We start from the raw sequence: 25,615 nt of genomic DNA, 5'->3' as shown, positions 1-25,615 counted from the left end.
GTTCCGCGGATTCAGGGCCGCGCGCGGCCCGCCCGGTAGGCCGCCAGCATCTCGGGCAGCCGTTCGAGGACGTAGTCGGCAAGGCCGGGCTCCAGCCGGTCGTCGAACGAGAGCGCGACCCGGTCGGGCGTGCGCTCGATCCGGGCGATGGAGCGGCCCGCCTCGTCGTTCCACACCTGCGGCGCCGGCCGCGGCGTGGCAGGTGGCCCGAGCGCGGTCAGCACCGCGGCGAAGCGCTCGTTGGTGGGCTTGTCCCGAAAGCCGGGATCGGCGAGGAGGCCCGCCACCCGGTCGGGCTTCGCCGCCCGGATCCGCTCGGCGAGCAGCATCCAGCGCGGCCGCCCAGCGGCCGGCGCCGGGCCGATCGCCCGGACGATCTCCGCCGGCACCGTGCGCGCCACCGAGATCAGGGTCGAGAGGTCGCCCTTGCCGATCCCCATCGCGGCGGTGATCGTGGCGCGCGGGAAGCCGTGCTCCTCGAGGCGCAGGGCGAAGAACGCCCGTTCGATGTAGCTCAGGTCCTGGCGCTCCAGGTTCTCCTTGCCCTGGGCCACCACCAGTTCGGCATCGGTGAGCGGACGCACCACCGCGCGGACGGGCCGCGCCAGCTGGCGCGCCGCCTGGATGCGCCGGCGGCCATAGGCGACCTGGTAACGCTCCGGGTCGGCCGGGTGCGGCCGCACCAGGATCGGCACCTGCTGGCCGCTCTCGCGGATGCTCTCGACGAGGGCCGGGAGGCCCGGATCGGTGGCATCCGCGACCCGGTCGGCGATGAAGGAATCGTCGATCCGATCCGGCGCGATCTCGACCACGACGGTGCCGGCCTCGATCTCCGCGGCGGCGTCGGCCCGGGCGGCGAGGCCGCGCAGGGTGCTGCTCATCGCCCGCACCGCGCCGCTGCGGTTGCGCTCAGGGGCACGAGACTCCTGGGCGCGGGAGTTTGCAGCTGCGAACTCGGGCTCGGCCGGCTCCGGGTTTGCAGCTGCAAACGCCCCGGCCTCGGGAGGTTGCGGGGATTCCGGAGCCGGTGCGACCGGCTTCGCCGCGGGCTTGGCGCCGAAGAGCGCGTCGAGGTTCGACCTGCGGCTCATGGCCGGCCCCACGCCCGGCGGATCAGTCCCTCGATCTCGCCGTTGACCGCCTCGAGGGATTCGAGCGCCCGGTCGTAGGTCGAGCGGGTCACGCCCTCGCGGCCGATCTCGTAGAGGGTCTGCTTCGACAGGCCGGCATCCGACACCGCCGAGGACTTGAGCATCGGCGCGGTCAGCACCGCGTCCTCGAACAGGGTGCGCAGCATCCCGACGATGCGGGTCTGCGGCGCGTCCTGCTGCTCGTAGCGGGTCACGAGGTAGCGCAGCCAGTCGTATTGCAGCCGCCCGCCGGATTCCGCCACCACGCCGAGCAGGTCCTCGGTCATGGCCAGGAACTGGCTCATCGAGGCGACGTCGAGCATCTGCGGATGCACGGTGATCAGGAGCGAGGTCGCGGCGCAGAGCGCCGAGAGGGTGAGATAGCCGAGCTGCGGCGGGCAATCGATGACGACGATGTCGTAGGACTCCGCCACGGTCTCGATCGCGTGGGCGACCCGGTCGAAGAACAGGGGCTCGCCGGGCCGGCGGCGGCTCAGCGCCCGCGGGGTCTCGTGCTCGAACTCCATCAGCTCGAGGTTGGCCGGCACGAGGTCGAGCCCGGTGAAGTAGGTCTTGCGCACCACCTCGCTCAAGGGACGCGCGTCGTCGTACCGGATCGCCCCGTAGAGCGTCTCGTCGGCGCCGACATCGAGCTCGGGCTGCACGCCCAGCAGGGCCGAGAGGCTCGCCTGCGGATCGAGGTCGATGGCGAGCACGCGATAGCCGCGCAGGACCAGGGACTGGGCGAGGTGGGCGGTGGTGGTGGTCTTGCCCGATCCGCCCTTGAAGTTCGCCACCGCCAGGACCTGCAGGTGCTCGAGGCCGCTGCGGCGCGGCTGGTAGCGCCGGCCGCCGCGGGTGTTCTCGTCGAGATAGGCGCGCAGCCCGTGGATGTCGGCGAGGCTGTAGGAGCGCCGGCCGTTGGCGGAGACCTCCGGCTGAGGCCCGAGCCCATCCGCGGCGAGCTGCTGCAGCCGCGAGACGGTGACGCCGATGAGGCGCGCGGCCTCCGTCGAGGTGAAGCGGCGCAGGCCCTTGGCGGCCATGGGGGGAAACAGTCCCGAGGAGATCGCCTGGAGCTGCTCGCGCAACGTCGCGGCGTGGGCGCCGATCATCGCGGCCGGGGCGACCGACCCGGTGGAGTGGGGCGGCGTGTGCTGATTCATGCTCGCGAGCCCTGTTTGCAGAAAATACGTCGGTTCGTCGATGAAACTGCAATTGGCGCGAGACGACCCCGATTCGCAATCGGCACACCGGGCGCGGCGCAAGCCTCGCGCAAGCCTCGGGCACGGTCGGCAGGGGAGGGGCCCGCCTCCCGTCCGGTCCTCATCCTGTGGCGGCCTCCTTCGGCCGCACGGGCCTTCCGCGACGGGGCGCCGTGCCTGCCGTTCCATCACGGGCCCGGGATCCGGGCGCGGGGCAGGGGAGCCGATCCGGGCGCCACGGCGCGGCGTCGCGTCGCCGAGACACGGGGGGCGCGGCCCACAGGATCCGGAGGCTGATGGTCCTTGCGGACCGCAGCCGGCGGGGCCCCGCCCGGGCAGCATGGCACCGCCCGCGGCGTGAAATCCGTAAGCTTGACGGAATCTTGTCCCAGCGACTGCGCTCCGGTTTGCCGGCCGTTAAGCTGTTCGGAGTTGATTGGTCGCCATCGACTCGGAACGAGCCTCCCGCCCCGCAGTGGATCGGGTCTTTCGTGAAAATAAACATCTGAAAATTTACCAAAACTTACGCTCGAGATTGCAATCTCATCTACCGGATGAGACCCATGTCTCACGCAGGAAGGTGGAGCCCCATGACTGAAATCTCTGACATCCGCGACGTGCTGAAGTCGCTGGAATCGCTGAAGGGGGTGGTCGACACGCTGTCGGACGACGACGATCTGTTCGAGAAGGGGCTGGATTCCTTCGGCTCGGTGCAGCTGATGCTGGCCCTCGAGGAGCGGTTCGACATCGAGTTCCCCGATTCGGCCCTCGGCCGCCGCTCGTTCTCGACCGTCCGCATCATCCGGGACACCGTCGCGGGCCTGAGCCGGCAGGAGGCCGCATGAACATGCACGTCGAGGTCGCGGCGACGGGAACCGTCGCGGCTGCAATCCCTGCGGGCGGCCTCGACGCGCGTGCCAAGCGCGTGGCGGAGATCGCCGCCCGGCACGCCGACGCGGTCGATCGCGAGGGCCGGTTCCCGGCCGAGGCGGTCGCCGCCCTCAAGGCCGAGCGCCTGCTCGGCATCCAGGTTCCGCGCGCCCTGGGCGGAGAGGGGGCCTCGATGAGCGAGATCGCCGAGCTCTGCGCCATCCTCGGGCGCGCCTGCTCGGCCAGCGCGATGGTATTCGCGATGCACCACATCAAGCTCGCGAGCCTCGTCACCCACGGCATCGACAGCCCCTGGCATTGCGGCCTGATGGAGCGCGTCGCCGGGGAGCAGCTGCTGATCGCCTCCTCGACCACCGAGGCCGGCATCGGCGGCGATTTGCGCAACAGCCTCTGCGCCGTCGAGGCGGACGGCGACACCTTTCGCCTCACCAAGGAGGCGAGCGTCATCTCCTACGGCGCCCAGGCCGACCTGATCCTGGCGACCGCCCGCCGCCACCCCGAGGCCGCGACCTCCGATCAGGTGCTGGTGGCCCTGCTGGCCGACCAGATCACGCTGGAGCGCACCAGCGTGTGGGACACGCTCGGCATGCGCGGCACCTGCAGCGACGGCTTCGTGCTCAAGGCCGAGGGCCTGCCGCTGGCGCAGGTGCTGCAGAAGCCCTTCGCGGAGATCGCCGCGCAGTCGATGCTCGCCGCCTCGCACCTGCTCTGGGGCAGCGTGTGGTTCGGCATCGCGAGCTACGCCGTCGACCGCGCCCGCGCCTTCGTGCAGGGCGAGGCGCGCAAGAAGCCGGGCCAGGTGCCCCCGGGGGCCCTGCGCCTCGCGGAAGCCGCCAACGAACTCCAGGCGATGAAGAGCAATGTGGTGGCCGGGCTCGCGCGCTACGAGGCCGCCAAGGGCGATCCGGATTCCTTGAGCGCGATCGGCTTCTCGATCATGCTCAACAACGTCAAGATCACGGTCTCGGGCCAGGCCGTCGACATCGTGCAGCGTGCGCTGAGCGTGGTCGGCATCCTCGGCTACAAGAACGGCACCCCGTTCAGCCTCGGCCGGCAGCTGCGCGACGTCCTCTCGGCGCCGCTGATGATCAGCAACGACCGCATCCTCTCCAACACCGCCAACCTCCTGCTGGTGCAGAAGGGCAGCGGCAAGCTCCTGAGCGCGTGATGGACCAGAGCCTCTCCTCCGACCTCCTGCCCGCCGCCGACGAGGCCTTCGTCGAGGCGCCCGAGCCGCGCTCGTTCCTCGACCGCCTGTTCGACCGCGGCCTGCTGATCCGGACCGGGGTCGACGGCCTTTACGGCCGCTCCGGCGCCTTCGAGAGCGTGGTCGAGGCCCTCGACCGCCTCGTCTCGCGCATCGGCGGTTCCGATGGCGCCGAGGCCCTGCGCTTCCCGCCCGGCATGGCGCGCGCGAGCTTCGAGCGCAGCGGCTACCTCAAGGGCTTCCCGCACCTCGCCGGCACCGTGCACAGCTTCTGCGGCAACGAGGCCGACCACGCGCGGCTTCTCGCCTGCCTCGATGCCGGCGAGGACTGGACCGCCAAGCAGGCCGCCACCGACATCGTGCTGACGCCGGCCGCCTGCTACCCGCTCTATCCTGTCGCCGCCGCCCGCGGCCGGCTGCCCGAAGGCGGGCTGCTCTTCGATCTGCAATCCTACTGCTTCCGGCACGAGCCCTCGCTTGAGCCGACCCGCATGCAATTGTTCCGCATGCGCGAATACGTCCGCATGGGCACGCCGGAGCAGGTGCTCGCCTTCCGCGAGCTGTGGCTCGCCCGCGGCACCACGATGATGCGCGATCTCGGCCTGCCGCTCGCCATCGATCCGGCCAACGACCCGTTCTTCGGCCGCGCCGGCAAGATGCTCGCCAACAACCAGCGCGCCCAGGCGCTGAAGTTCGAGCTGAACGTGCCGGTCAACAGCGAGGACAAGCCGACCGCCTGCCTCAGCTTCAACTATCACCAGGACCATTTCGGCACGACCTGGGGCATCCACCAGGCCGACGGCGCGGTCGCGCACACGGCCTGCGTCGGCTTCGGCCTGGAGCGGATCACCCTCGCGCTGCTGCGCCACCACGGCCTCGACCTCGACGCCTGGCCGGCGAGCGTCCGCGCCCAGCTGTTCGGCTGAGGCGCGCCGATGTCGGTCGCCCTGCTTCGCCCGATCGAGGAGCCGCGGACGGAGACGTCCGCGGGACCCCTCGTGGGGGACCACACGCCGCACGCGCTCCACGCCCCCGACCGGACCTGGCCGGAGACGAACTGCTACGTCGATCTGTGGATCGAGCTCCTGCACCTGCGGGGCTTGTCGCCCGAGGCGATGCTGGGCTTCACCCTCCGGCAGGATTTCGAGGGCGACCAGTTCACCTTCTTCAAGCCGAAGGCGGCCGACCTCGAGGCGCTCTACGGCCTCGAGATCCTGGAGCTGGCGCTCTACGAGGACCTGGAAGGGCACAGCCTGGTCCAGGCCGCCCGCGGCCTGCCGGTGCTGGTCGAGGTCAACGCCTTCTTCCTGCCCGACACCGCCGGCACCACCTACCGGCGCGAGGCCTCGAAGACCACGATCGCGATCCTCTCCCTCGACCCGGTGCGGCGCCGGCTCGACTACCTCCACAATGCCGGGCGGTTCACGCTCGAAGGCGCCGATTACGACGGGATCTTCGCGAGGGGAGAGCTGCTGCCCTACGCCGAGTTCGTGAAGCCGTGCGGCCCGGCCCTGAGCCCGGCCGAGCTCCCGGGCGGGGCCCTGGCGCTGCTGAGGCGCCACCGCGCCCAGGCGCCGGCGGCGAACCCGGTCACCGCCTTCCGCGCGGCGCTCGGAGCCAAGCCGGACGGCTTCGTGCAGCGCCCGCTCTCGGCCTTCCACGCCTACGCCTTCAACACCACGCGCCAGCTCGGGGCGAATTTCGAGCTGCTCGGCAGCCATCTCGCCTGGCTGGAGGCGCAAGGCGCCGGGGCGTTCGGCGAGGCGGCGGCGGCGGCGACGCGGCTGTCGCAGGAGGCCAAGGCGTTCCAGTTCCAGCTCGCCCGCGCTTTCGCCCGCGGCCGCCTCGCCGGGCTGCCGGAGCGCCTGAGCGCCGCCGAGGCGACCTATGCGGCGGTGTTCGAGGCGCTGGACCGGGCGCTGGCGGAGGCTTGAGTGGCTGTTTGATCAGCGAAACCAGTATGGCTGTTATCTTTCGGCCCACCCTCGACCTCAATCAGGCTCCGGCGACAGCATGGCCCTTCTGCGCACCGTCGACCGGGCCCTCGATCAACCCTGGGCGATGATCGTCACCGGACCCGGCGCCTGCGCCGGGCCCGGCGACCTCGACGCCCTCACGGGCTTCATCCCGGCCCCGGTGCCCGGCACCGCGGCCGGCGCCCTGCGCGCCGCCGGGCGCTGGTCGGACGCCGCGCCGACGCCGCTCCACGGATCAGACGTTTGGTACCGCACCCGCATCGAGGGCCGGGGCCGCGAGATCCTGCGCTTCGAGGGACTGGCGACGCTCTGCGAGGTCTGGCTCGACGGCCGGCGCGTGCTCGCCTCCCGCTCGATGTTCCTCGCCCACGAGGTCGCGGTCGATCTCGACGGCACCCACGACCTCGCCCTCGCGTTCCGCTCGCTCGCCCAGGATCTCGCCCGGCCGCACACACGCGGCCGGTGGCGGCCGCAGCTCGCCACCCCCGGCTCGCTCCGCCACGCCCGCACGACGCTCCTCGGCTTCATGCCGGGCTGGTGCCCGGGCGTCGATGCCGTCGGCCCGTACCGGCCGATCACCCGGAGAGGGGAGGGGGGTCGTCCGACCGCCATCGACCTGCGGGCGAGCGTCGCGGACGGGACCGGGATCCTCACCGCCCGGCTGACCTTCCCGGACGCGCCCGGCCCGCTCACCCTGCGCTGCGACGGCCGCGAGACGGTGCTCGCCGAGACCGCACCCGGCCTGTTCGAGGGCCGGCTCGACCTGCCGGGCGTCGCCCTGTGGTGGCCCCACACCCATGGCGAGCCGCGGCTCCACGCCGTCGCGCTCGAGGCGGGAGACGAGACGTTCGATCTCGGCCGCGTCGGCTTTCGCACCATCACGATGCTCCGCACCTTCGCGGAGGGCCTGAGCCTCGCGGTCAACGGCGTGCCGGTCTTCTGTCGCGGCGCCTGCTGGACCCCGGCCGACCTCGTCGGGCTGGCGGGCGACCGCGCCGCTTACGCCCCGCTCCTCGCCCTCGCCGTCGAGGCCGGCATGAATATGCTGCGGGTCGGCGGCACCATGCTGTACGAGGCGCAACCCTTCCACGATCTCTGCGACGAACTCGGCATCCTGGTCTGGCAGGACCTGATGCTGGCCAATTTCGACTATCCGGTCGACGATCCCGCCTTCCGCACGGCGCTCGCGGCCGAGATCGCCCAGCTCCTCGACCGGCACCAATCCTCGCCCTCGCTCTGCATCCTCGGCGGCGGCAGCGAGGTCGAGCAGCAGGCCGCGATGCTGGGGTTTCCGGAGCCGGTCTGGCGCGCCGCGGCGGTCGAGGCGATGCTGCGGGAGGCAGCAGGGGCGCGCCGGCCCGACCTCGTGGTGGTGCCGAACTCGCCCTCGGGCGGCGACCTGCCGTTCTCCACCGATGCCGGCGTCACCCACTATTATGGTGTCGGCGCCTATTGCCGCCCGTTCGAGGATGCGCGCCGGGCGGAGGTGCGCTTCGCCTCCGAATGCCTGGCCTTCGCCAACGTGCCGGAGCCGGCGTCTCTCCGCGAGTCCGGCCTGACCGACCCGCGCGACCCGGCCTGGGCCGGCGGCGTGCCGCGCGACCGCGGCGCCGACTGGGACTTCGAGGGCGTGCGCGACCATTATGTCGGCGTCCTCTACGGCGTCGACCCGGAGCGCCTGCGCCGCGACGATCCGGAGCGCTACCTGACGCTCGGCCGCGCCGCGGTCGCCGAGGTGATGGAGACGACCTTCGCCGAGTGGCGCCGCACCGGCTCCGTCACCGCCGGCGGCCTCGTCTGGCTCTGGCGCGACCTCGCGCCGGGGGCGGGCTGGGGCGTCATCGACGTCGCCGGCCGGCCGAAATCCGCCTGGTACGCCCTCAAGCGGGCTTTCCGGCCGGTGCAGGCCGTGCTGTCGGACGAGGGCCTGAACGGCCTTCACGCCCATCTGCGCAACGAGACGGCGCGCCCCCTCGACGCCACCCTGTCGCTCACCTTCACCAATACGGCCGGCAAGGTCGCGGCGAAGGCCGAGCGGGCCGTGTCGCTCGGGCCCCGGGAGGCCGTCACCCTGTCCTCGGCCGCTCTGCTCGGCCGCTTCTTCGACGCGACCGCCGCCTACCGCTTCGGCCCGGCGGCGCACGCGCTCGCCCATCTGCGGCTGACCGACCGCGACGGCGCGCTCCTCGCCGAGTCGTTCCATTTCCCGGCCGGCCGGGACGCGACGCCCCGTGAGACCGGCCTCTCGGCCGCGCTCGCCGAGGGCCGCGACGGCGTCGTGCTGCGGGTCGCGGCGGAGCGGCACGCCCTCGCGGTGCACGTCACCCTCGACGGGGAGGGGCGGCCCTCCGACAACTGGTTCCACCTGGCGCCGGGGGGCGAGCGGTCCCTCGCGCTCACCGGGACGGGAGGGCGGCCGAGCGGCACCGTGCGGGCCGTGAACGGGAGCGAGACCGTCCGGTTCTGACCGGCGGCCCCCGGGCGGTTCGGGCCGACCCCGGGATGAGGGAGCATGACACCGCGATACGCCGACGGCGTCGGTCCCCCTCGGGTCGCGCCCTTGGGTCCATACCCTATTGGCTTGACCGTGCGAGTGGTCTGCTTGCGACGCGTTGTCGGACCTTCGGAGCGTCCGCTTTGGGGCAGTCTGATAGAACGGACTGATTTGACCGGAACGGGTGGTGCGAGGGCTGTCTATGCCTTCTCCCGCCTATGGTCTGAGGCGCCCTACCACATCAAATCCAGAGTCTGCATTCGGTCGAAGGACGGTGATCTCGCCGTCTGCCGGGACGATTCCAGTGAGCGCAGTGATGTTCACCTGATGTGTCACGAGCACGAGGGTACCCGGTCGGCCCAACCAGTCTCGAATGCGGTCGCGTAGGGCTGCGCTCTGGTCCGACTCGGTCTTGCGATCGGCAAAGAAGCTGTCGAGAGCCGGATCGGCCTCGACCGTGACGTTGGGGAACGCGAGGGCGGCTGTGTCGCGTGCGCGGCACCATCGGCTGGACCGAACCGCGGTCACGACGACGGATTCACGTCTCAAGCGTATGCCGAGCTCGGCGGCCTGCGCGCGGCCCGCCTCGCCAAGATTGCGCTGCGTCTCGCAGGCGCCGAGCCTGAAGCCCGCCGGATCGCCGAAACCTGGAGCGTTGGCGTGCCGCAGCAACATGACCGTCCCGCCAGCCCGTGCCGCCGCCCAAACCGCCTCCGTTGCCGATGCAGGGATAACGGAAAGGACCAAAGCGAGGGCGAAGATGAGATGTGCGTGCATGGAGCAAAGCTCTCTCTCGACCTGCCTAGCCACAGGGCGCCCCGCCTGGCACGCAGAAACGCGCGCAATTTGGATGGCTGAACGCGACCGAACCGAGGGCTGCTTACCGCCGGGGAGCCCATCTTCCAAGCAGGCAAGCAAGCAGGCAAGAATGCTGTCGAGCGGCGCTTGCTGCAGCTTGTGCGACCAAATCAGGTCGCATGTTGAACGTCCGCTTTTGGGCGCAACGCCCGGTTCCGCTTCCCACCCTCAGCAGCCCTCCAGCCGTCAAGCTGATCGAGTTTTGACCCGGGGGCCGCGACCGCCATCTGTCGCGCGCGAGGGTTCCGGCCTATCAGGGGCCCGCTCCCTATCCCCTCCGACCGGATCGTCATGCTGAAGGCCTTCCTCGCCTATTACCGGCCGCACCGGGCCCTGTTTCTCCTCGATTTCGGCTGCGCCATCCTGTCGGGCCTGCTCGAGCTCGGCTTCCCGATGGCCGTGAAGGCCTTCGTCGACGTGCTGCTGCCGCAACAGGACTGGACCCTGATCCTGATCGCGGCGGCCGGGCTCGCGGCGCTCTACGTCGCCAATGCGGGGCTGATGGTGGTGGTGACCTACTGGGGTCACGTGCTCGGCATCAACATCGAGACCACGATGCGCGCCCGCGCCTTCGACCACCTGCAGACCCTGTCCTTCCGCTTCTTCGACAACCAGAAGACCGGCCACCTCGTGGCGCGGGTCACCAAGGACCTCGAGGAGATCGGCGAGGTCGCCCATCACGGGCCCGAGGACCTGTTCATCGCCGTGATGACGCTCGTCGGCGCCTTCGGGCTGATGCTGCTGGTCCACCCGCCGCTGGCGCTCCTCACCGCCGCGATCCTGCCGGTCATCGCCTTCGTCACCGTGCGCTACGGCGGCCGGATGACCCGCAACTGGCAGGCGCAGTACGGCCGGGTCGGGGCGTTCAACGCCCGCATCGAGGAGAATGTCGGCGGCATCCGGGTGGTGAAGGCCTTCGCCAACGAGGCCCACGAGCGCCGCCTGTTCGCCGCCGACAACGAGCGCTACCGCGCCACCAAGCTCGAGGCCTACAGGATCATGGCCGCGAGCCTGTCGCTCAACTATCTCGGCATGCGCCTCGTCCAGATCGTGGTGCTCGTCGGCGGCGCCGCCTTCGTGGTCCGGGGCGATCTCAGCCCCGGCGGTTTCGTCGGCTTCCTGCTCCTGGTCGGGGTGTTCTACCGTCCGCTGGAGAAGATCAGCGCGGTGGTCGAGACCTACCCCAAGGGGATCGCGGGCTTTCGCCGCTACATGGCTCTGCTCGCTACCGCGCCCGACATCGTCGACCGGCCCGGCGCGACCGCTGTACCGCTCCGAGGCGAGATCCGCTTCGAGGGCGTGCGCTTCGGCTACGGCGACGGACGGCCGGTGCTCGACGGCGTCGACCTCGCGGTGCGCGCCGGCGAGACCCTGGCCTTCGTCGGGCCCTCGGGGGCCGGCAAGACCACCCTGTGCTCCCTGGTGCCGCGCTTCTACGACGTCGAGGGCGGGCGCATCACCATCGATGGGCACGACATCCGCGACCTGACCCTCGCCTCCCTGCGCGGCCAGATCGGTATCGTGCAGCAGGACGTCTTCCTGTTCGCCGGCACGATCCGCGAGAACATCGCGTATGGACGGCTCGACGCGAGCGAGGCCGAGATCCGGGCGGCGGCCCACCGCGCCCGCCTCGACGGGCTGATCGAGACCCTGCCCGACGGCCTCGACACGGTGGTGGGCGAGCGCGGCGTCAAGCTCTCCGGCGGCCAGAAGCAGCGCCTGGCGATCGCCCGAGTCTTCCTCAAGAATCCGCCGATCCTGATCCTCGACGAGGCGACCTCGGCGCTCGACACCCAGACGGAGCGGGAGATCCAGGCCGCGCTCGCCGAGCTGACCGAGGGCCGCACGACGCTCGTGATCGCGCATCGCCTCGCCACCATCCGGCATGCCGACCGCATCGCCGTGGTGTCGAACGGGCGCATCCTGGAGCAGGGCTCGCACGACGCCCTGGTGGCGGCGAACGGCGCCTACCGGCGCCTGCATGCGGCGCAAGCCGGCATCGTCGCAGCGGAGTGAGGGGTCAATGCGCGGCGGTGTGGAGCGCCCAGACGTCTTCCTCGACGTCGAGCAGCGTCTCGTGCACCTGCCGCGCCAGGGAGAGGGCGGCCTCGTCGCTCGCCGCCGCGCCGCCGACACGGGCGATGACCGCGAGGGACTCGACCGACAGCGCCCGTCGGAAGCGGGCGAAGCCGCCCGGGCATTCCGCCTCGTAGGACAGGGCGAGGTCGCGCAGGACGTGCGCGAGGAGCGTCGCGGCGCGCGCGGGGGCGGGAGCACGGCCCTCGGTGGCCGTCATCGGGTCGAGCATCAGGATCATGCCCGCGCAGGTAGTGCTTGCATTGCGACGGAAACATTCAGGCTTATAGCCTAGGCCGCCTGGTATAATGCGCGGCTCCTGAACCGTTCCGACATTCACGCGGCGTCTCCCGGGCACGGGATGTTGCAGTCGACGCGGCCGCACGGGACAAGAACTAACAAACCGAAAGCATGGCGGCCATCACATAGGGCACGATCTCGGCTTCGATCGCTTGCTCGAAGCGACGTCGTCTTGTGCAATGTTGATCGACCGCATCTCGGCCGGTGCCGAACCCTGGTGCACGAGGTTCGTGCCGCTCCCCCCGGAACCCTTGCGCCGCCGGGAGGAGCCCATGGCGGGAGCGCGGCAGATCACGGTCGCGGCGCTTCCGGGCCCGTCTGCGTAATGAGCATCGAGGACCGGCGGGTGTTCCCGACCGGGCTCGGCACCTACGACATGCCGCCGGTGATCGCCCTCGGAGCGACCTTGCGGGGGAGGGGAGGCGCGGTGGGCCGGCGCCGTTGCGGCCGCTCGCCGCCCGGTCCTCCCTCTCCCCTGCATCCCATCCGCGCCGATGCCGGCGACGCCCGAGCGGTCGGCTGCCCGGCCCTGGGGCGTCCGGTCGCCGGCGCCCGGGCGATGCTCGCGGCGGTAGTGCGGGCGACCGAGCCGGCCGATGGCCGGCGAGGAGTCACGCGGCCCGCATCTCCGCCGCCGCTCGGTCGACGGTGGCCCGCGCGTCGAAGGCGTGGATCCAGCCGAAATCCTCGGGGAAGCGGGTCATCCGGGCGTCGCGCCGCGCCAGGGCCGTGGCGCCCGCCGCGTCGGGCAGGTGCAGGAGGCGGTTCGTCGCCCAGGCGCTGCGCTGGATCGTGCGGGTGCGGGCCTGCCGCAAGGCCTGGTAGCGCGCCATCATCCGGTCGAGGTCGCGCGCGCCGCCGGCGGCCAGGAGTTCGGCCAGGGTGATCGCGTCCTCGATCGTGGTGTTGGCGCCCTGGCCGTGATGGGGCAGCATCGCGTGGGCGCTGTCGCCCATCAGCACCGCCCGGCCCCGGTGCCAGCGCCGCAGGGGATCGGTCACGAACAGGCCCCAGCGCTGGGTCTGGGGGAGCGCATCGAGCATCTCGGTGACCGCCGGGTGCCAGCCGGCGAATCCGGCGCGGTGCCCGCCCGGCGCGATGGGCGCGAGCCAGCGCTCGGAGGTCCAGGTCTGCGGTCCCTCGACGACGGCGAAGAAGTTGACGGAATCCGCCTCGCCCCCGATGGCGTAGTGCAGGAGGTGGGCGTCCGGCCCCATCCAGAACTGGATCGCTTCCGGGTCGGGCAGCGACGGCAGCAGGCCCATCGGCACCACGCCCCGGATGGCGCTGGTGCCGGAGTAGCGCACGGCCTCGCCGCCGGTGATCCAGCGCCGCACCAGGGAGCGCACGCCGTCGCCGCCGATGACGAGGTCGGCCTCGACCGCGACACCGTTGGCGAAGGTGAGCGCCATCGCGTCGCCGACCTGGTCGAGGGCGGCGAGGCGGTGACCGAGATGCAGGCCCTCGCCGGCGAGCGCACCGCTCAAGACCGTCTGCAGGTCGGCCCGGTGGACGCCGTAATACGGTGCCCCGAACCGCGCCCGGTAGGCGCCGCCGGTCCGGACCGGGTGGGCGGCGACGCGCGCGCCGCTGCGCCCGTCGCGGTAGATCAGCTCGGTCGGCTCGGTCGAGACCGCGGCGAGCGCGGGTCCGAGGCCGAGCCGTTCGAGCTCGCGGGTGGCGTTGGCCGAGAGCGCGACGGCGGCGCCGATCTCGGCAAGCTCCGCCGCCTGCTCGTACACCGCGACGGAGAACCCGTGCCGGCGCAGCGCGAGCGCGAGGGTGAGCCCGCCGATGCCCCCGCCGATCACGGCGATGCGGGGCGCCCCGGGCGATTGATGGAACGAGGTCATGGTGGTCTCCCGGGGTTCGAGGGGGCGTTCAGGTGCTCTGGAGCGCCGGGGCGAGGCGCGGTGCCGGCGCGCCGAGCCGGCCCTTGAGCAGGATGCTCGCGGCGGCGATCAGCGCCGGCACCGCGACGATGCCGAAGGTCGTCGGCAGGCCCAAGCCCAGCCCGATCAGCGAGGCGCCGATCATCGAGCCCACCACCGAACCGACGCGGCCGACGGCATTGGCCCAGGCGACGCCGGTCGCCCGGCTGGCGGTCGGGTAGGTGCTCGCCGAGAGGGCGTTGATGCCGATCTGCGAGCCGGCGACGCAGAAGCCGGCGCCGAACACCGCCAGCACGAGGAGCGGGACCGAGCCGGTCGCATTGCCGATCAGCGCCACGAAGCCGGCGGCCGCGAGATAGGACAGGCCCAGCACCGCGTGCGGGTTCACCCGGTCCATCAGCGCCCCGAGCACGAGCCCGCCGACGGTGCCGCCGGTGGCGAGCATCACGGTGACGAGGGAGGCTTCCTTGAGCGACAGGCCGGCGCTGCTGATGATGGTCGGCAGCCAGCTCGACAGCAGGTAGAAGATCAGCAGGCTCATGAAGAACGTCACCCACAGGCACAGCGTGCTGGCGACCAGGCCGGGCTGGAACAGCTGGCCGATCGGCGAGCCCTTGGGCTTGGCGATGCCCGTGAAGACGGCGCCGGAAAAATCCTCGGCCGGGGCGATGCGGCGCAGGAGCCGGGCGACCGTCTCGGCCGGGGCCTGCCTGAGCACGAGGAAGCGGGCCGATTCCTGCAGGCCGAGCATCAGCACCGGCACCAGGGCGAGGGGCATGACGCCGCCGAGCACCAGCACCGAGGTCCAGCCGTAATCGGCGATGAGGTGGGCCGCCGCGAAGCCGCCCAGCGCCGAGCCGACGGTGAAGCCGCAGAACATCGCCATGGTGAGGAACGAGCGGCGGTGCTCGGGGCAGTATTCCGAGGTCAGCGTGATGGCGTTCGGCATCGCGCCGCCGAGGCCGAGGCCCGTGACGAAGCGCAGGATCGTCAGCATCTCGATCGAGGTCGACCAGGCCGAGGCGAGGCTGGCGACGCCGAAGAAGGCGGTGGTGACGATCAGGACCGCCTTGCGGCCGATCCGGTCGGCCAGCGGCCCGAACAGGAAGGCGCCGATCATCAGGCCGAACAGCCCGGCGCCGAAGAGGGGCGCGAGCTGCGCCTGGCCCACCGTCCACTGGGCGCGGAGCGCCGGGGCGATGTAGCCGATCGCGGCGGTGTCGAACCCGTCGATGGCGACGACGAGGAAGCACAGGAGCACGATCCGCATCTGGAATCGCGAGACCCCGTGGCGGTTGATGACGTCCTGGACGTCGATGCTGCGTGGATTGGGCATGGGCGTGGGTTCCTCCTGAAGGATTTTTCGGTGGTTTTCTTGGTCTTGCGCCGGATGGCGGATGAGCCCGGTCGAGGAGATCGACGGGATTTCTCGACCCTCCGCGTCAGTCCGGGGCTCGCCGAAGGCGAGAGCCCGGAATCCGGAACCGCGGGACTTTCCGAACTGAGCGGACGGCTTTCCGCGTCGTTCGGCACCACCTGAGTGTCTGGGCCTGCCTTCGGCAGCCCGGGCTCCGCTGCGCGGCCCCGTGATGACGCGGTGGGCTTCATCGATGTCGGGGCCGTTCGACAGCCCCGCCGATGGCGCGCCGCCTCAGCCGATCGCCGACGGGTGGCGTGCGAGCGCCGTCACCCGCATCGTCATGAACGGGAACAGCGGCAGGCCGGACAGGATGTCGTGCAGTTCGTCGTGGCTCTCGACGTCGAACACGCTGATGTTGGCGTAGCGGCCCGTCACCCGCCACAGGTGACGCCACTTGCCCTGGCGCTGGAGATCCTGGGCCCGCGCCTTCTCGTCGGCCTTGAGCTTGGCGACGTGATCGGGATCGAGGCCGTGCGGGATCGCGACGTCCATCTCGACGCAATACAGCATGGGATCAGCTCCGTGCGTAGTGGCGCAGCTTGTCGGGGTCGAGGGTCACGCCGAGGCCGGGGCCGTCGGGCAGGTGCACTGCGAAGTCGTGGAAGGCCAGCGGCTCGGTGACGAGGTCGCCGGTGAGGATCTGCGGCCCGAAATGCTCGCAGCCCCAGGCGAGATCGCGCAGGCCCGCGAAGGCGTGGAGATGGGCCGCGGCACCGACCGAGCTCTCCAGCAGGCAACCGCCGTAGAGCCCGATGCCGGCGGCCTCCGCCACCGCCGCGACCTTGCGCAGACCGACGAGCCCGCCGTGCTTGACGAGCTTGAGGGAGACCGCGTCGGCAGCTGCCGCCTGCGCCACCGCCATCATGTCGTGCGGGGTGAAGACGCATTCGTCGGCCAAGAGCGGCGGCACGCCGTCTCGCGCCCGCAGGCGGCCCATCCCGGCGACGTTCCAGGCCGGCAGCGGCTGCTCGACGAGGGCGATGCCGAGATCGGCGAGGAGCGGCAGGCAGCGCCGGGCGACCGTCTCGTCCCAGGCCTGATTGGCATCGACGATCAGGGTGGCGCGGTCGGCGAGCGCCGTCGCCAGACGCGTGAGGCGGGCGAGGTCGGCCTCGGGGGAGAGCGCGCCGATCTTGATCTTGAAGGTGCGGTGCAGCCGCGCCGCAAGCTTGGCTTCTGCTTCGGCGATTTCCTGGTCGGGGTCGCCGGAGGCGAGCGTCCACAGCACCGGGAAGCTCTTTCGCACCGCGCCGCCGAGAAGGGCGGCGACCGGCAGGTCGAGGCTCTTGCCGACCGCGTCGAACAGGGCGGTCTCGAGCGCCGCCTTGGCGGCGTTGTTGCGCTTGGCCGCCGCGTCGAGGCGCTCGCCGGCGGTGACGAAGCGGTCGGCGGCCTGCCCGATCAGGGCCGGGGCGAGATAGGTGTCGATGGTGGCCTTGATGCCCTCGACGCTCTCCTCGCTCCAGCGCGGCCCGCCGAGCGTCGCCGCCTCGCCGATGCCCTCGACGCCGTTGGCGAGGCGGAGCTGGACGATGACGTAGCTCTGCGCGGTGACGGAGGTCTGGGACAGCTTGTGCTGGCGCACCGTCGGCACGTCCACGATCGTGGTGCGGATCTGCGCCACCGCGAGGTCTCGGTCGGGCGCGGGGCGCACGGCGTCGTGGAGCTGGTTCTTGGCGAGCATGGGGTGTCTCGGGGTGTGGGGGTGGGTGCGGTGGATGGGCATCGGGGCCGTACGGCGAGGACGGTGCCTCCGGCGCAGTCCAACCCTCCCCCCTCTGCGGGGGAGGGTGCCCGGCTGCGAGTGCGAAGCACTCGTGCGCCGGGCGGGAGAGGGGCAGCGCGACGCGGATCCAGGTGGCGCCGTTCATGAAGCGCGCGACCTCTCCGGAGACGGGGTTCCCCTCTCCCGGCTCGCTCCGCTCGCCACCCTCCCCCGCAGAGGGGGGAGGGTTTGAGCGTCGCGCCTCAGGCCGCCTCGGCGTGCGCCCGCACCACCACCGGATCGGGCGCGTGCGCCACCTCGGGGTTGAGGGCGAAGTCGAAGCGGATCGCCGAGTACGGCTCGTTCAGCCCCGCGGCCTTCAGCGCCGCCGGGTCGGTGACGCGCACCACCTCGGCGATCAGGCCGTCGCGGGTGGCGAAGGCGAAGTCGTCGTGCAGGTAGGGGTCGTCCGAGAGGTTGATCTGCGTCGTCAGCTGCCGGTGGCCGGGGCCGGAGACGAAGAAGTGGATGTGGGCCGGGCGCTGGCCGTGGCGGCCGAGCTGGTCGAGGAGCTTCTGGGTCTGGCCGTGCGGCGGGCAGCCGTAGCCCTTCGGCAGGAGGCTGCGGAAGCGGTAGCGGCCCTCGGCGTCCGTCTCGATGCGCCGGCGCAGGTTCCAGGTGCTCTGGCTCTTGTCGAAGACCGAGTAGTTGCCGAGCGTGTTGGCGTGCCAGACATCGACGATGGCGCCCGCGACCGGCGCGCCGCCCTGCCCGGTCACCTGGCCCTCGACGATCAGCACCTCGCCGTCCTCCGGGTCGTCGTCGAGGCGCGCCTCGCCCTTGGTCAGCGGCGCGCCGGCGACGTAGAGCGGGCCCTCGATGGTGCGCGGCGTGCCGCCTTCGATGCCCGCCGCCCGCTCCTTGGCGTCGATGCACAGGTCGATGAAGTGCTCGATCCCGAGCCCCGGCATCAGCAGGCCGAACTCGTTGGCCTGGCCGGTCTCCGTCAGGTAGCTCATCGCGGTCCAGAACTCGCTCGGGGTCACGTCGAGATCCTCGACGATCCGGCAGGCATCCTCGACGACGCGGCGCACGATCTGCTTGATGCGCGGATTGCCGCTCTCGGTGGAGAGGCCCGCGACCTTGTCGAACAGGGCCTGGGCTTCGGCGGAGTCGGTGATCTTGGACATGGGTGTTTCCTCTCTTCTGCTTGGGAGTTGCGGTCAGCCGAGGTCGCCGCCGGCCACCGGCAAGGTCACGCCGGTGACGTAGGAGGCCTCGTCGGAGGCGAGGAACAGGATCGCGGCGGCCTGCTCGGCGGCGGTGCCGTAGCGGTGCATCAGGCTCGAGGCCTTGGTCTGGGCCACCACCTCGGCGATCCAGGCGCGCTCCTGGTCGCTCGGCGGGGCAGGGTTGCGGGGCACGCGCCGGGGCGGCGCCTCGGTGCCGCCGGGGGCGACCGCGTTCACCCGGATGCCGTGCCCGGCATATTCCCACGCGAGGCAGGCGGTGAGCGCGTTCACCCCGCCCTTGGCGGCCGCGTAAGGCACCCGGTTGACGCCGCGGGTCGCCACCGACGAGACGTTGACGATGCTGCCGGCGCCGTTCGCCAGCATGTGCGGCAGCGCCGCCCGGCAGCACCACAGGGTCGGGAAGAGCGAGCGCCGGATCTCGGCCTCGACCTCGTGCGGGGCGTAATGCGCGAACGGCTTGAACCAGATCGAGCCGCCGACATTGTTGACCAGCACGTCGAGCCGGCCGAACCGGGCGACCGCCGCCGCCATCACGCTCTCGCAGCCCTCGAACGTCTCGGCATCGGCGCGCTGCACCGCCGCCCTCGCGCCGAGGTCGCGGGCCTCGGCTGCCGTCTCCTCGACGATCTCCGAGCGATCGGTGAGGAGGAGGGCGGCGCCCTCGCGGGCGAGCCGCAGGGCGACCTCGCGGCCGATCCCCTGCGCGGCGCCGGTCACCACCGCGATCTTGCCGTCGAAGCGGCCGGGCGAGACGATACCGCTCAGGCCGGGGTCGTTCATGCCCCACCCCCGACGCCGCTTGCCGAGAATTTCTCGTAGTGGAAGCTCGCAGGCGTCAGCCCCCGCTCGGCGAAGGTCCTGCGGACCGCGTCGACCATCGCGGGCGGGCCGCACAGATACGTGTCGATGTCGCCGCCATGCAGGTGCGCATCGGCCAGATGCTCGGTGACGTAGCCCTTCCTCGCGTGACGGCTCTCGGGAGAGGCGACGCAGGTCTCGAAGCTGAATCCCGGGATCTTCGCGGCGGCGTCTTCGAGGGCGTCGGTCTCGACGAGGTCGGCGTCGTGCGTGACGCCGTAGACGAGGTGGATCGGCTGGTCGGCGCCGGTCTCGCCGATCCGGCCCAGCATCGACAGGAACGGCGCCAGGCCGGTGCCGCCGGCGAGCATCAGGACCGGGCGGCGGATCTCGCGCAGGTAGAAGCTGCCCGAGGGACCTGTCAGGTCGAGGCTCGCGCCCTCCCGCGCGGCTTGTGCGAGGTAGGTGCTCATCAGCCCGCCCGGGATGTTGCGGATCAGGAACTCGGCTTGGCGGCTGCCCGGGACCGAGCTGAACGAGTAGGAGCGGGTCTGTGCGCTGCCCGGCACCGCGATGTTGACGTACTGCCCCGGCAGGAAGCCGACCGGCTCCTCGGTCTCCAGGCTGAGCCCGAAGGTGGTGTCCGAGAGCCGGCGCACCGCCGCGACCGTGCCCTTGAGGGCGGCGGCCTTGGTCTTGCAGACCTCCGAGGAGGCCGCCACCGCGAGCACCAGGTCGGTCTTCGGCCGCATCTGGCAGGCGAGGCCGTAGCCTTGCGCCGCCTCCTCGTCGGAGAGGGCATCCTCGATGTAGCTGCCCGGATCGAACCGGCCGGATTCGCAATGGACCCGGCAGGTGCCGCAGGCGCCGTCCCGGCAGTCGAGCGGGATGTTGATGCCGAGGCGGTAGGAGGCGTCCGCCACCGTCTCGCCGGGCCGGCAGGCGATGAACCGGGTGACCCCGTCCTCGAAATTGAGCGCGACAGTCGACACGGCGCCCTCCCTAGATGTGATAGACGTCGATGACGTGATGGATGTAGTCGTTCTTGAGGATGACCTTCTTGTTCTTGATCAGCGGGGTCCCGCCACTGGTGTCGAGGGTGTAGAACGACGTCCCGAAATGCGTATCGACGGTCTTGTAGCGGTAGTTGAAGGTGAGCCAGTTGAAGCGAAGCTTGCAGGTCGCCTCGTCCTGCGCGAGGATCTCGACGTTCGCGATGTTGTGCGAGGTGCGCGGCTCCGGCAGGCTGGTGGCGCTGGAGCGCTCGGTGCGGATGCGGAAGACCCGGTCCTCCAGGCCGCTGCGGCTGTCGTAGTAGATCAGCGAGACGTCGGTCTGCGGGTCCGTGACGAGCTGGTCGTCGTCGTCCCAGGACGGCATCCAGAACTCGACGTCGGGGGCGTAGAGCGCCAGCCAGGCGTCGAAGTCGCGGTCGTCGAGGTAGCGGGCCTCGCGGTAGAGGAATTGCTGCACCTGCTCCAGGGTGAGGGGCATCGGAGGGCTCCTTGAGGGCGTGCGGGCGCGTTCGGCGACCTGGGGGCCGGCGCCGTCGGTGTTGAGCGTTCTTGAGTCTGGCTCCCGAACCCTCCCCCCTCTGCGGGGGAGGGTGGCGAGCGGAGCGAGCCGGGAGAGGGGACGCCGCTTCCGGAAAGGTCGCGCGCTCGATGAAGGGCGCCACCTGAAGCACCGTCGCGCTCCCCTCTCCCGCCCCGCATCCGCGGGGCACCCTCCCCCGCGGAGGGGGGAGGGTTCAGGGGCGATGCGCTACGGCAGGTGCCGGCGCATCGTGTCCATCCAGTAGCGGTGCTGGATCGCGAACAGGCCCTCGTCCTCGGTCTTGGCGCCGCTCAGGAGCGGCTTCAGCCCGATCGCACGCGCGCCCTCGTCCGCCCCCTCGATCCAGTGGGCGGCACCGCGGCAGAGGTCGTTCCATTGGGCGGCGCGGCCGCGATAGCCGATCTGGCAGGCGCGGAACTCCTCGAGGTCGTCCGGGGTCGCCATGCCGCTGGCGTTGAAGAAGTCCTCGTACTGGCGGATGCGCCGGGCCCGCGCCTCCGGCGCCTCGCCGCGGGGCGCGATGCAATAGATCGTCACCTCGGTCTTATCGACCGCGATCGGCCGGTAGGTGCGGATCTGCGACGAGAACTGGTCCATCAGGTAGACGTTCGGGTAGAGGCAGAGGTTGCGCGAGCGGCTGATCATCCAGTCCGCCATCGCCTGCCCGTATTGCTCCGCCAGCTCGCCGCGCCGGTCCCAGTTCGGCCGGTCCTCCGGGTTCGCCCAGGTCGTCCAGAGCAGCAGGTGGCCGTGCTCGAACGAGTAGAAGCCGCCGCCCTGCTTGGCCCAGCCGCCCGCATCCATGGCGCGGGTCTTGTCGACGACGTGCGCTTCCTTGCGCCGGCTCGTCGTGGCGGCGTAGTTCCAGTGCGTCGCGCTGACGTGGTAGCCGTCGGCGCCGTTCTCGGTCTGGAGCTTCCAGTTGCCGTCGTACACGTAGGTCGAGTTGCCGCGCAGCACCTCGAGCCCGTCCGGCGACTGGTCGACGATCATGTCGATGATCTTCGTCGCCTCGCCGAGATGCTCGGTCAGCGGTTTCACGTCGGGGTTGAGGGAGCCGAACAGGAAGCCGCGGTAGTTCTCGAACCGGGCCACCTTGGTCAGGTCGTGCGAGCCGTCGCGGTTGAAGCTCTCGGGATAGCCGGCGCCGTCCGGATCCTTGACCTTGAGGAGCTTGCCGCCGTTGCTGAAGGTCCAGCCGTGGAACGGGCAGGTGAAGGTCGCCTTGTTGCCGCGCTTGTGCCGGCACACCATCGCGCCGCGGTGGCTGCAGGCATTGACGAAGGCCTGCAACTCGCCCTTGCGGCTGCGGGTGATGACCACCGGCTGGCGGCCCATGAAGGTGGTGAAGTAGTCGTTGGGGTTCGGGATCTGGCTCTCGTGGGCCATGTAGATCCAGTTGCCCTCGAAGATGTGCTGCATCTCCAGCTCGAAGATGTCGGGATCGGTAAAAATGTCCCGCCGGCAGCGATAGATCCCGGTCTCCGGGTTCTCCTCGACCGCGGTCTCGACCACCTGATGCAGATCGTCCAGCATGCCATCCTCCCTGCCGCCTGGGCTGTGTTCGGGACGAGGGGGATCGCTGCCGGTCCACGGGGTGCGGGGCCGGTTCGGATCCGTGTCTCGTCTTGCACAGGGTGGCAGGGCGTGCGTTCTGGACTGTCTCGTCCCGGTCCCCGCTCGCTCCCTGAGCGTTTCCTCTTTCTCCAGTTCTAAGGAGCGGGCATACCGGCGTCCAAGACCGATTGGGAACAAAACCATTCCTGGGAGGAATGATTGGAGCTGCGCCACCTGCGCTACTTCGTGGCCGTCGCCCGCGAGCAGAGCTTCACCCGGGCGGCCGAGGCGATGCACGTCGCCCAGCCGGCGCTGAGCAAGCAGGTGCAGCAATTCGAGGAGGAGTTCGGCCTCGCCCTGATCGAGCGCGGCTCGCGCCCGGTGCGGCTGACCGAGCCGGGCCGGGTGATCTACGAGCAGGCGTTGCAGATCCTGGAGCGGGTCGACGACCTGCGCGAGACCGGCCGGCGCCTGCGCGTCGCCGAGCGCAACAGCTTCCGCATCGGCTTCGTCGCCTCGACGCTCTACGGCCGCCTGCCGGAGATCCTGCGCGGCTACCGGTTGAAGCGCCCGGACGTCGACATGACCCTGCTCGAACTCCTGACGCTGGAGCAGATCGCGGCGCTGAAGGAGGGCCGGATCGATGTCGGCTTCGGCCGGGTCGAGATCGAGGATCCGGCGATCACCCGGGTGCTCCTGCGCAACGAGAAGTTGATCGTCGCCGTGCCGATGGCCTGGGATGCCGCCCGCCCGCCCGGCCCCTTGCGCTTGCGCGACCTCGCCGATTCGGCGCTGATCCTCTACCCGAAGAGCGCGCGGCCCAACAATGCCGACCGCATCCTGGCGCTGTTTCGCGAGCACGCCGTGCGCCCGGCGATGATCCACGAGGTGCGCGAGCTCCAGACCGCGCTCGGCCTCGTCGCGGCGGAAGCGGGGGTATGCGTGGTGCCGGCCTCGATCGAGCGCCTGCGCCGCGACGGCGTCGCCTACCGGCCGCTGGACGAGGAGCGGGCGCTGATCCCGGTCATCATGAGCTACCGCAAGAACGATCCCTCGCCCGAGATCGGGCTGATCCTGCAATGCGTGAAGGAGGATTACGAGCGGGAGGGTCTGCGGTTCGGGGTGTGAGAGCCTGTTTGACTGCCGAGAACGATATCGCATGGACCTGATCCATCCCAATCACGACCTCATCCTGAGGTGCGACTGAAAGGAGCCTCGAAGGAGGGCTCCAGATATCACAGTGATTGCTGGAGCCCTCCTTCGAGGTCAGTCGATCTTCGATCGACTGACACCTCAGGATGAGGATGAGGTTGGGATAAATTTGCCAAGCACGTCGAACAGGCTCTGAGCCCCGCTGCGCAGGCTACGTCCGCTCTGCCACGTTCTTGCCGCCGTGGCGCTGGCGCAGCGCGTCGATCTGCTCCTCGGCCTGGCGGAAGGCGGCGAGGTTCGGGCCGGTGAGCTCGCGGGCGCTCGGCAGGCGGATCTTCATCGGGTCGACGAAGCGGCCGTTGATCGCGACCTCGTAATGCACGTGCGGGCCGGTCGAGAGGCCGGTGGTGCCCACCGCCCCGATCACCTGGCCGAGGCGCACCCGGGTGCCCGGCGCGACGCCGCGGGCGATCCGGGCCATGTGGTTGTAGGCGGTGGTGTAGCCGTTGGCGTGCTGGATCTCGACCCGGTTGCCGTAGCCCGACCGGGCACCCGCCGCCACGATCGTGCCGTCGCCGGTCGCCATGATCGGCGTGCCGCGGGTCGCCGCCCAGTCGACGCCGTTATGGGGCCGGTAATAGCCGAGGATCGGGTGCAGGCGGGCGCCGAAGGGCGATGAGATCCGCCCCTCCGCCACCGGCCGGCGCATCAGGAATTTCTGGCTCGAGCGGCCGGACGGGTCGAGGTAATCGACCTCGCCCGAGCCCGGCACCCGGTAGCGGTAGAGGCCGAAGGTCTCGTCGTGGACGCGCAGGCCCACATAGAGCAGCTCCGGCCGGGCATCCTCGTCCTCGGTGAAGAACAGTTCGGCCCGGTCGCCGGGCGTCGTGCGCTGCTGCAGGTCGGTCGAGGTCGCGAGCGCCATGACCATCTCCTCGATGATCGGGCGCGGCACGCCGTTCTTGAGCGCGGTGCCGTACAGGCTCTCGTAGAGGGTGACGCCGGATTCCTCGTCCTCCTCCGGCGCGCGGCCGGGCCGGGGCGGCGCCACCGAGACGAAGCCGCCGCGGTCGTTGGCCGCCACGATCTCCTGGATGCCGTCCTCGCCGTAGAGCGTGACCCGGGCGATGCCGCGGCCCTCCCCATCTCGGCCTACAACCTCGGGGGCGATGAGGAGGCGCACGTGCTGGCCCTCGGGCAGATCGCCCCTCGCCCGGGCGCTGAGGCTCGCCAGCAGGGCGGAGAGCCGCGCCGGCCCGGCGCCGTTGCGCCTGAGCAGGTCCTCCAGGCTCTGGTCCTTGGCGAGGACGAGGTCGCGCTCCTCGAACAGCGCAGGGGCGGCGCCGGTGCTGGTCTCGGCGATCTCGGTCAGGTTCTCGGGCAGGATCCGGACCTCGATGGCGCGAAAGCGCGCTTCCGCCCCCGGATCGTCGTCCGGAAGCGCGGCCGGCCGCAGGGCGCGGGACAGCAGGCGCTCGGCCGGGAAGGCCGGCGGCAGCGCCCCGCCGGGCGCCTGCGTCTCGGCCACGAGCGCGTCGACCTCGTCGTCCGAGAGGGCCGGCGCGCCTCCTTCGAGCGGCGCCTCGGCGAGCGGGCTGCGGGTCAGGGTCACGGCGGTCTCGGCCGGGTCCGAATCGCCGTCCTGCACCGCCGGCGCCTCGATCCGGGCGCTGCGCAGGGGATCGAAGGGCGGTACCGGCGCGTCGGGGGCGCGCAGCGGCAGGTCGGTGGCGAGCTGCACGTAGGCGTGGACGCGGATCGCCTCGCGCTCGCCGGCGCGCTCGGTCATCGGCGCCTTGAAGGCGGTCCTGGCCGCCACGATCATCTCGTCGCGCACCAGCCGGTCGCCCTTGCGGGCGACGGCGCCCTGCCCCTCGCCGTGGGGCGGCAGGGCCCGCTCCGGGGGCGCCGGCACGATGCCGTCGGCGGCCGCGAGGATGAGCGCGACGCCGATCAGCCCGGCGCCGGTCACGCCGGTGAGCAGGCAGCCGGCGAGCCAGCGCAGGTTGAGGGCCTGGCGCGGCGGAGCCGCCGGGGCGGAGCCGGGGAGGGAGGTCGCGTCGGCGAGCACGGACAAGGAATCGGGCCCTGACTCAGGCGGGTGGCCAAGGTCCGCCCTTGGCGCCGAAACCGTGACCGTTTTG

21 protein-coding genes are annotated in these 25,615 nt (G+C 71.2%); 7 read left to right on the top strand and 14 right to left on the bottom strand.

Annotated elements, in window-relative coordinates; genetic code table 11:
* Positions 1 to 11: 11 nt before the first annotated feature.
* Entirely contained in the window at positions 12 to 1,091 is a 1,080-nt protein-coding gene (gene repB / locus EU555_RS08680; protein WP_135414267.1) for a plasmid partitioning protein RepB, read from the bottom strand.
* On the bottom strand, positions 1,088 to 2,296 hold the full coding sequence (repA, locus tag EU555_RS08675; RefSeq protein ID WP_135414266.1) for a plasmid partitioning protein RepA: 1,209 nt from the start codon (positions 2,294 to 2,296) through the stop codon (positions 1,088 to 1,090). Before repA ends, repB begins: the two co-directional genes overlap by 4 nt.
* A 629-nt stretch (positions 2,297 to 2,925) precedes the next feature.
* On the opposite strand from repA, the gene EU555_RS08670 reads away from it, so the two are divergent.
* The 5 genes from EU555_RS08670 (at position 2,926) to EU555_RS08650 (ending at position 8,876) form a co-directional block, all read left to right on the top strand.
* Positions 2,926 to 3,180, top strand: coding sequence for an acyl carrier protein (locus EU555_RS08670; protein WP_135414265.1), 255 nt, complete (start codon positions 2,926 to 2,928; stop codon positions 3,178 to 3,180).
* A 2-nt stretch (positions 3,181 to 3,182) separates the two neighbouring features.
* Positions 3,183 to 4,394 carry an acyl-CoA dehydrogenase family protein gene (locus EU555_RS08665; RefSeq protein WP_205820854.1) on the top strand — a complete coding sequence of 404 codons (1,212 nt, stop codon included), beginning with the start codon at positions 3,183 to 3,185 and terminating at the stop codon, positions 4,392 to 4,394.
* Positions 4,394 to 5,359 (top strand): amino acid--[acyl-carrier-protein] ligase, encoded by a 966-nt coding sequence (locus EU555_RS08660; RefSeq protein ID WP_135414263.1) that lies wholly within the window; start codon positions 4,394 to 4,396, stop codon positions 5,357 to 5,359. The genes EU555_RS08665 and EU555_RS08660 overlap by 1 nt, the downstream gene beginning before the upstream one ends.
* A 9-nt stretch (positions 5,360 to 5,368) precedes the next feature.
* The gene (locus EU555_RS08655; RefSeq protein ID WP_135414262.1) at positions 5,369 to 6,367 is read left to right on the top strand and encodes a DUF1839 family protein; all 999 of its coding nucleotides are present in this window, start codon (positions 5,369 to 5,371) and stop codon (positions 6,365 to 6,367) included.
* Between the two features lie 79 nt (positions 6,368 to 6,446).
* Positions 6,447 to 8,876, top strand: a complete 2,430-nt coding sequence (locus EU555_RS08650; protein ID WP_135414261.1) for a glycosyl hydrolase 2 galactose-binding domain-containing protein — start codon at positions 6,447 to 6,449, stop codon at positions 8,874 to 8,876.
* A 243-nt stretch (positions 8,877 to 9,119) separates the two neighbouring features.
* Here EU555_RS08650 and EU555_RS08645 read toward each other — a convergent pair whose 3' ends face one another.
* On the bottom strand, positions 9,120 to 9,680 hold the full coding sequence (locus EU555_RS08645; protein ID WP_135414260.1) for a histidine phosphatase family protein: 561 nt from the start codon (positions 9,678 to 9,680) through the stop codon (positions 9,120 to 9,122).
* A 372-nt stretch (positions 9,681 to 10,052) separates the two neighbouring features.
* Between EU555_RS08645 and EU555_RS08640 the strand changes: the two genes are divergently transcribed.
* Positions 10,053 to 11,777: an ABC transporter ATP-binding protein gene (locus tag EU555_RS08640; protein WP_135414259.1), complete on the top strand. Its 1,725-nt coding sequence runs from the start codon at positions 10,053 to 10,055 to the stop codon at positions 11,775 to 11,777.
* 4 nt (positions 11,778 to 11,781) lie between these two features.
* Here the strand turns inward: EU555_RS08640 and EU555_RS08635 are convergent, their stop codons facing one another.
* The 10 genes from EU555_RS08635 to benA all read right to left on the bottom strand — a co-directional run bounded on the left by EU555_RS08635 (position 11,782) and on the right by benA (position 22,298).
* A complete protein-coding gene (locus tag EU555_RS08635; protein WP_135414258.1) occupies positions 11,782 to 12,069 on the bottom strand; it encodes a hypothetical protein in 288 nt (95 codons plus the stop codon).
* A gap of 679 nt (positions 12,070 to 12,748) precedes the next feature.
* A complete protein-coding gene (locus tag EU555_RS08630; RefSeq protein ID WP_135414257.1) occupies positions 12,749 to 13,990 on the bottom strand; it encodes an FAD-dependent monooxygenase in 1,242 nt (413 codons plus the stop codon).
* 28 nt (positions 13,991 to 14,018) lie between these two features.
* A complete protein-coding gene (locus EU555_RS08625) occupies positions 14,019 to 15,365 on the bottom strand; it encodes an MFS transporter (protein WP_135414256.1) in 1,347 nt (448 codons plus the stop codon).
* 315 nt (positions 15,366 to 15,680) lie between these two features.
* On the bottom strand, positions 15,681 to 15,959 hold the full coding sequence (gene catC, locus EU555_RS08620; RefSeq protein WP_135414255.1) for a muconolactone Delta-isomerase: 279 nt from the start codon (positions 15,957 to 15,959) through the stop codon (positions 15,681 to 15,683).
* A gap of 4 nt (positions 15,960 to 15,963) precedes the next feature.
* Positions 15,964 to 17,133, bottom strand: a complete 1,170-nt coding sequence (locus tag EU555_RS08615) for a muconate/chloromuconate family cycloisomerase (protein ID WP_135414254.1) — start codon at positions 17,131 to 17,133, stop codon at positions 15,964 to 15,966.
* Positions 17,134 to 17,417: 284 nt separating this feature from the next.
* Positions 17,418 to 18,344, bottom strand: a complete 927-nt coding sequence (catA, locus tag EU555_RS08610; protein ID WP_135414253.1) for a catechol 1,2-dioxygenase — start codon at positions 18,342 to 18,344, stop codon at positions 17,418 to 17,420.
* Between the two features lie 33 nt (positions 18,345 to 18,377).
* A complete protein-coding gene (locus EU555_RS08605) occupies positions 18,378 to 19,187 on the bottom strand; it encodes a 1,6-dihydroxycyclohexa-2,4-diene-1-carboxylate dehydrogenase (RefSeq protein WP_205820842.1) in 810 nt (269 codons plus the stop codon).
* Complete coding sequence (benC, locus tag EU555_RS08600) at positions 19,184 to 20,197, bottom strand: benzoate 1,2-dioxygenase electron transfer component BenC (RefSeq protein WP_135414252.1); 1,014 nt, start codon at positions 20,195 to 20,197, stop codon at positions 19,184 to 19,186. Before benC ends, EU555_RS08605 begins: the two co-directional genes overlap by 4 nt.
* A gap of 10 nt (positions 20,198 to 20,207) precedes the next feature.
* Positions 20,208 to 20,699 (bottom strand): benzoate 1,2-dioxygenase small subunit, encoded by a 492-nt coding sequence (benB, locus tag EU555_RS08595; RefSeq protein ID WP_135414251.1) that lies wholly within the window; start codon positions 20,697 to 20,699, stop codon positions 20,208 to 20,210.
* A gap of 270 nt (positions 20,700 to 20,969) precedes the next feature.
* Positions 20,970 to 22,298 (bottom strand): benzoate 1,2-dioxygenase large subunit, encoded by a 1,329-nt coding sequence (gene benA / locus EU555_RS08590; protein WP_135414250.1) that lies wholly within the window; start codon positions 22,296 to 22,298, stop codon positions 20,970 to 20,972.
* A gap of 240 nt (positions 22,299 to 22,538) precedes the next feature.
* On the opposite strand from benA, the gene EU555_RS08585 reads away from it, so the two are divergent.
* Positions 22,539 to 23,447 (top strand): LysR family transcriptional regulator, encoded by a 909-nt coding sequence (locus EU555_RS08585; RefSeq protein ID WP_135414249.1) that lies wholly within the window; start codon positions 22,539 to 22,541, stop codon positions 23,445 to 23,447.
* Between the two features lie 235 nt (positions 23,448 to 23,682).
* Here the strand turns inward: EU555_RS08585 and EU555_RS08580 are convergent, their stop codons facing one another.
* Positions 23,683 to 25,542: a M23 family metallopeptidase gene (locus tag EU555_RS08580; RefSeq protein WP_135414248.1), complete on the bottom strand. Its 1,860-nt coding sequence runs from the start codon at positions 25,540 to 25,542 to the stop codon at positions 23,683 to 23,685.
* Positions 25,543 to 25,615 lie beyond the last annotated feature (73 nt).

It is taken from the genome of Methylobacterium nonmethylotrophicum (assembly GCF_004745635.1).
Classification (GTDB): Bacteria; Pseudomonadota; Alphaproteobacteria; order Rhizobiales; family Beijerinckiaceae; genus Methylobacterium; species Methylobacterium nonmethylotrophicum.
Note: the sequence above shows the minus strand (reverse complement) of the source record. Positions and strands in the feature narration are given on the sequence as shown.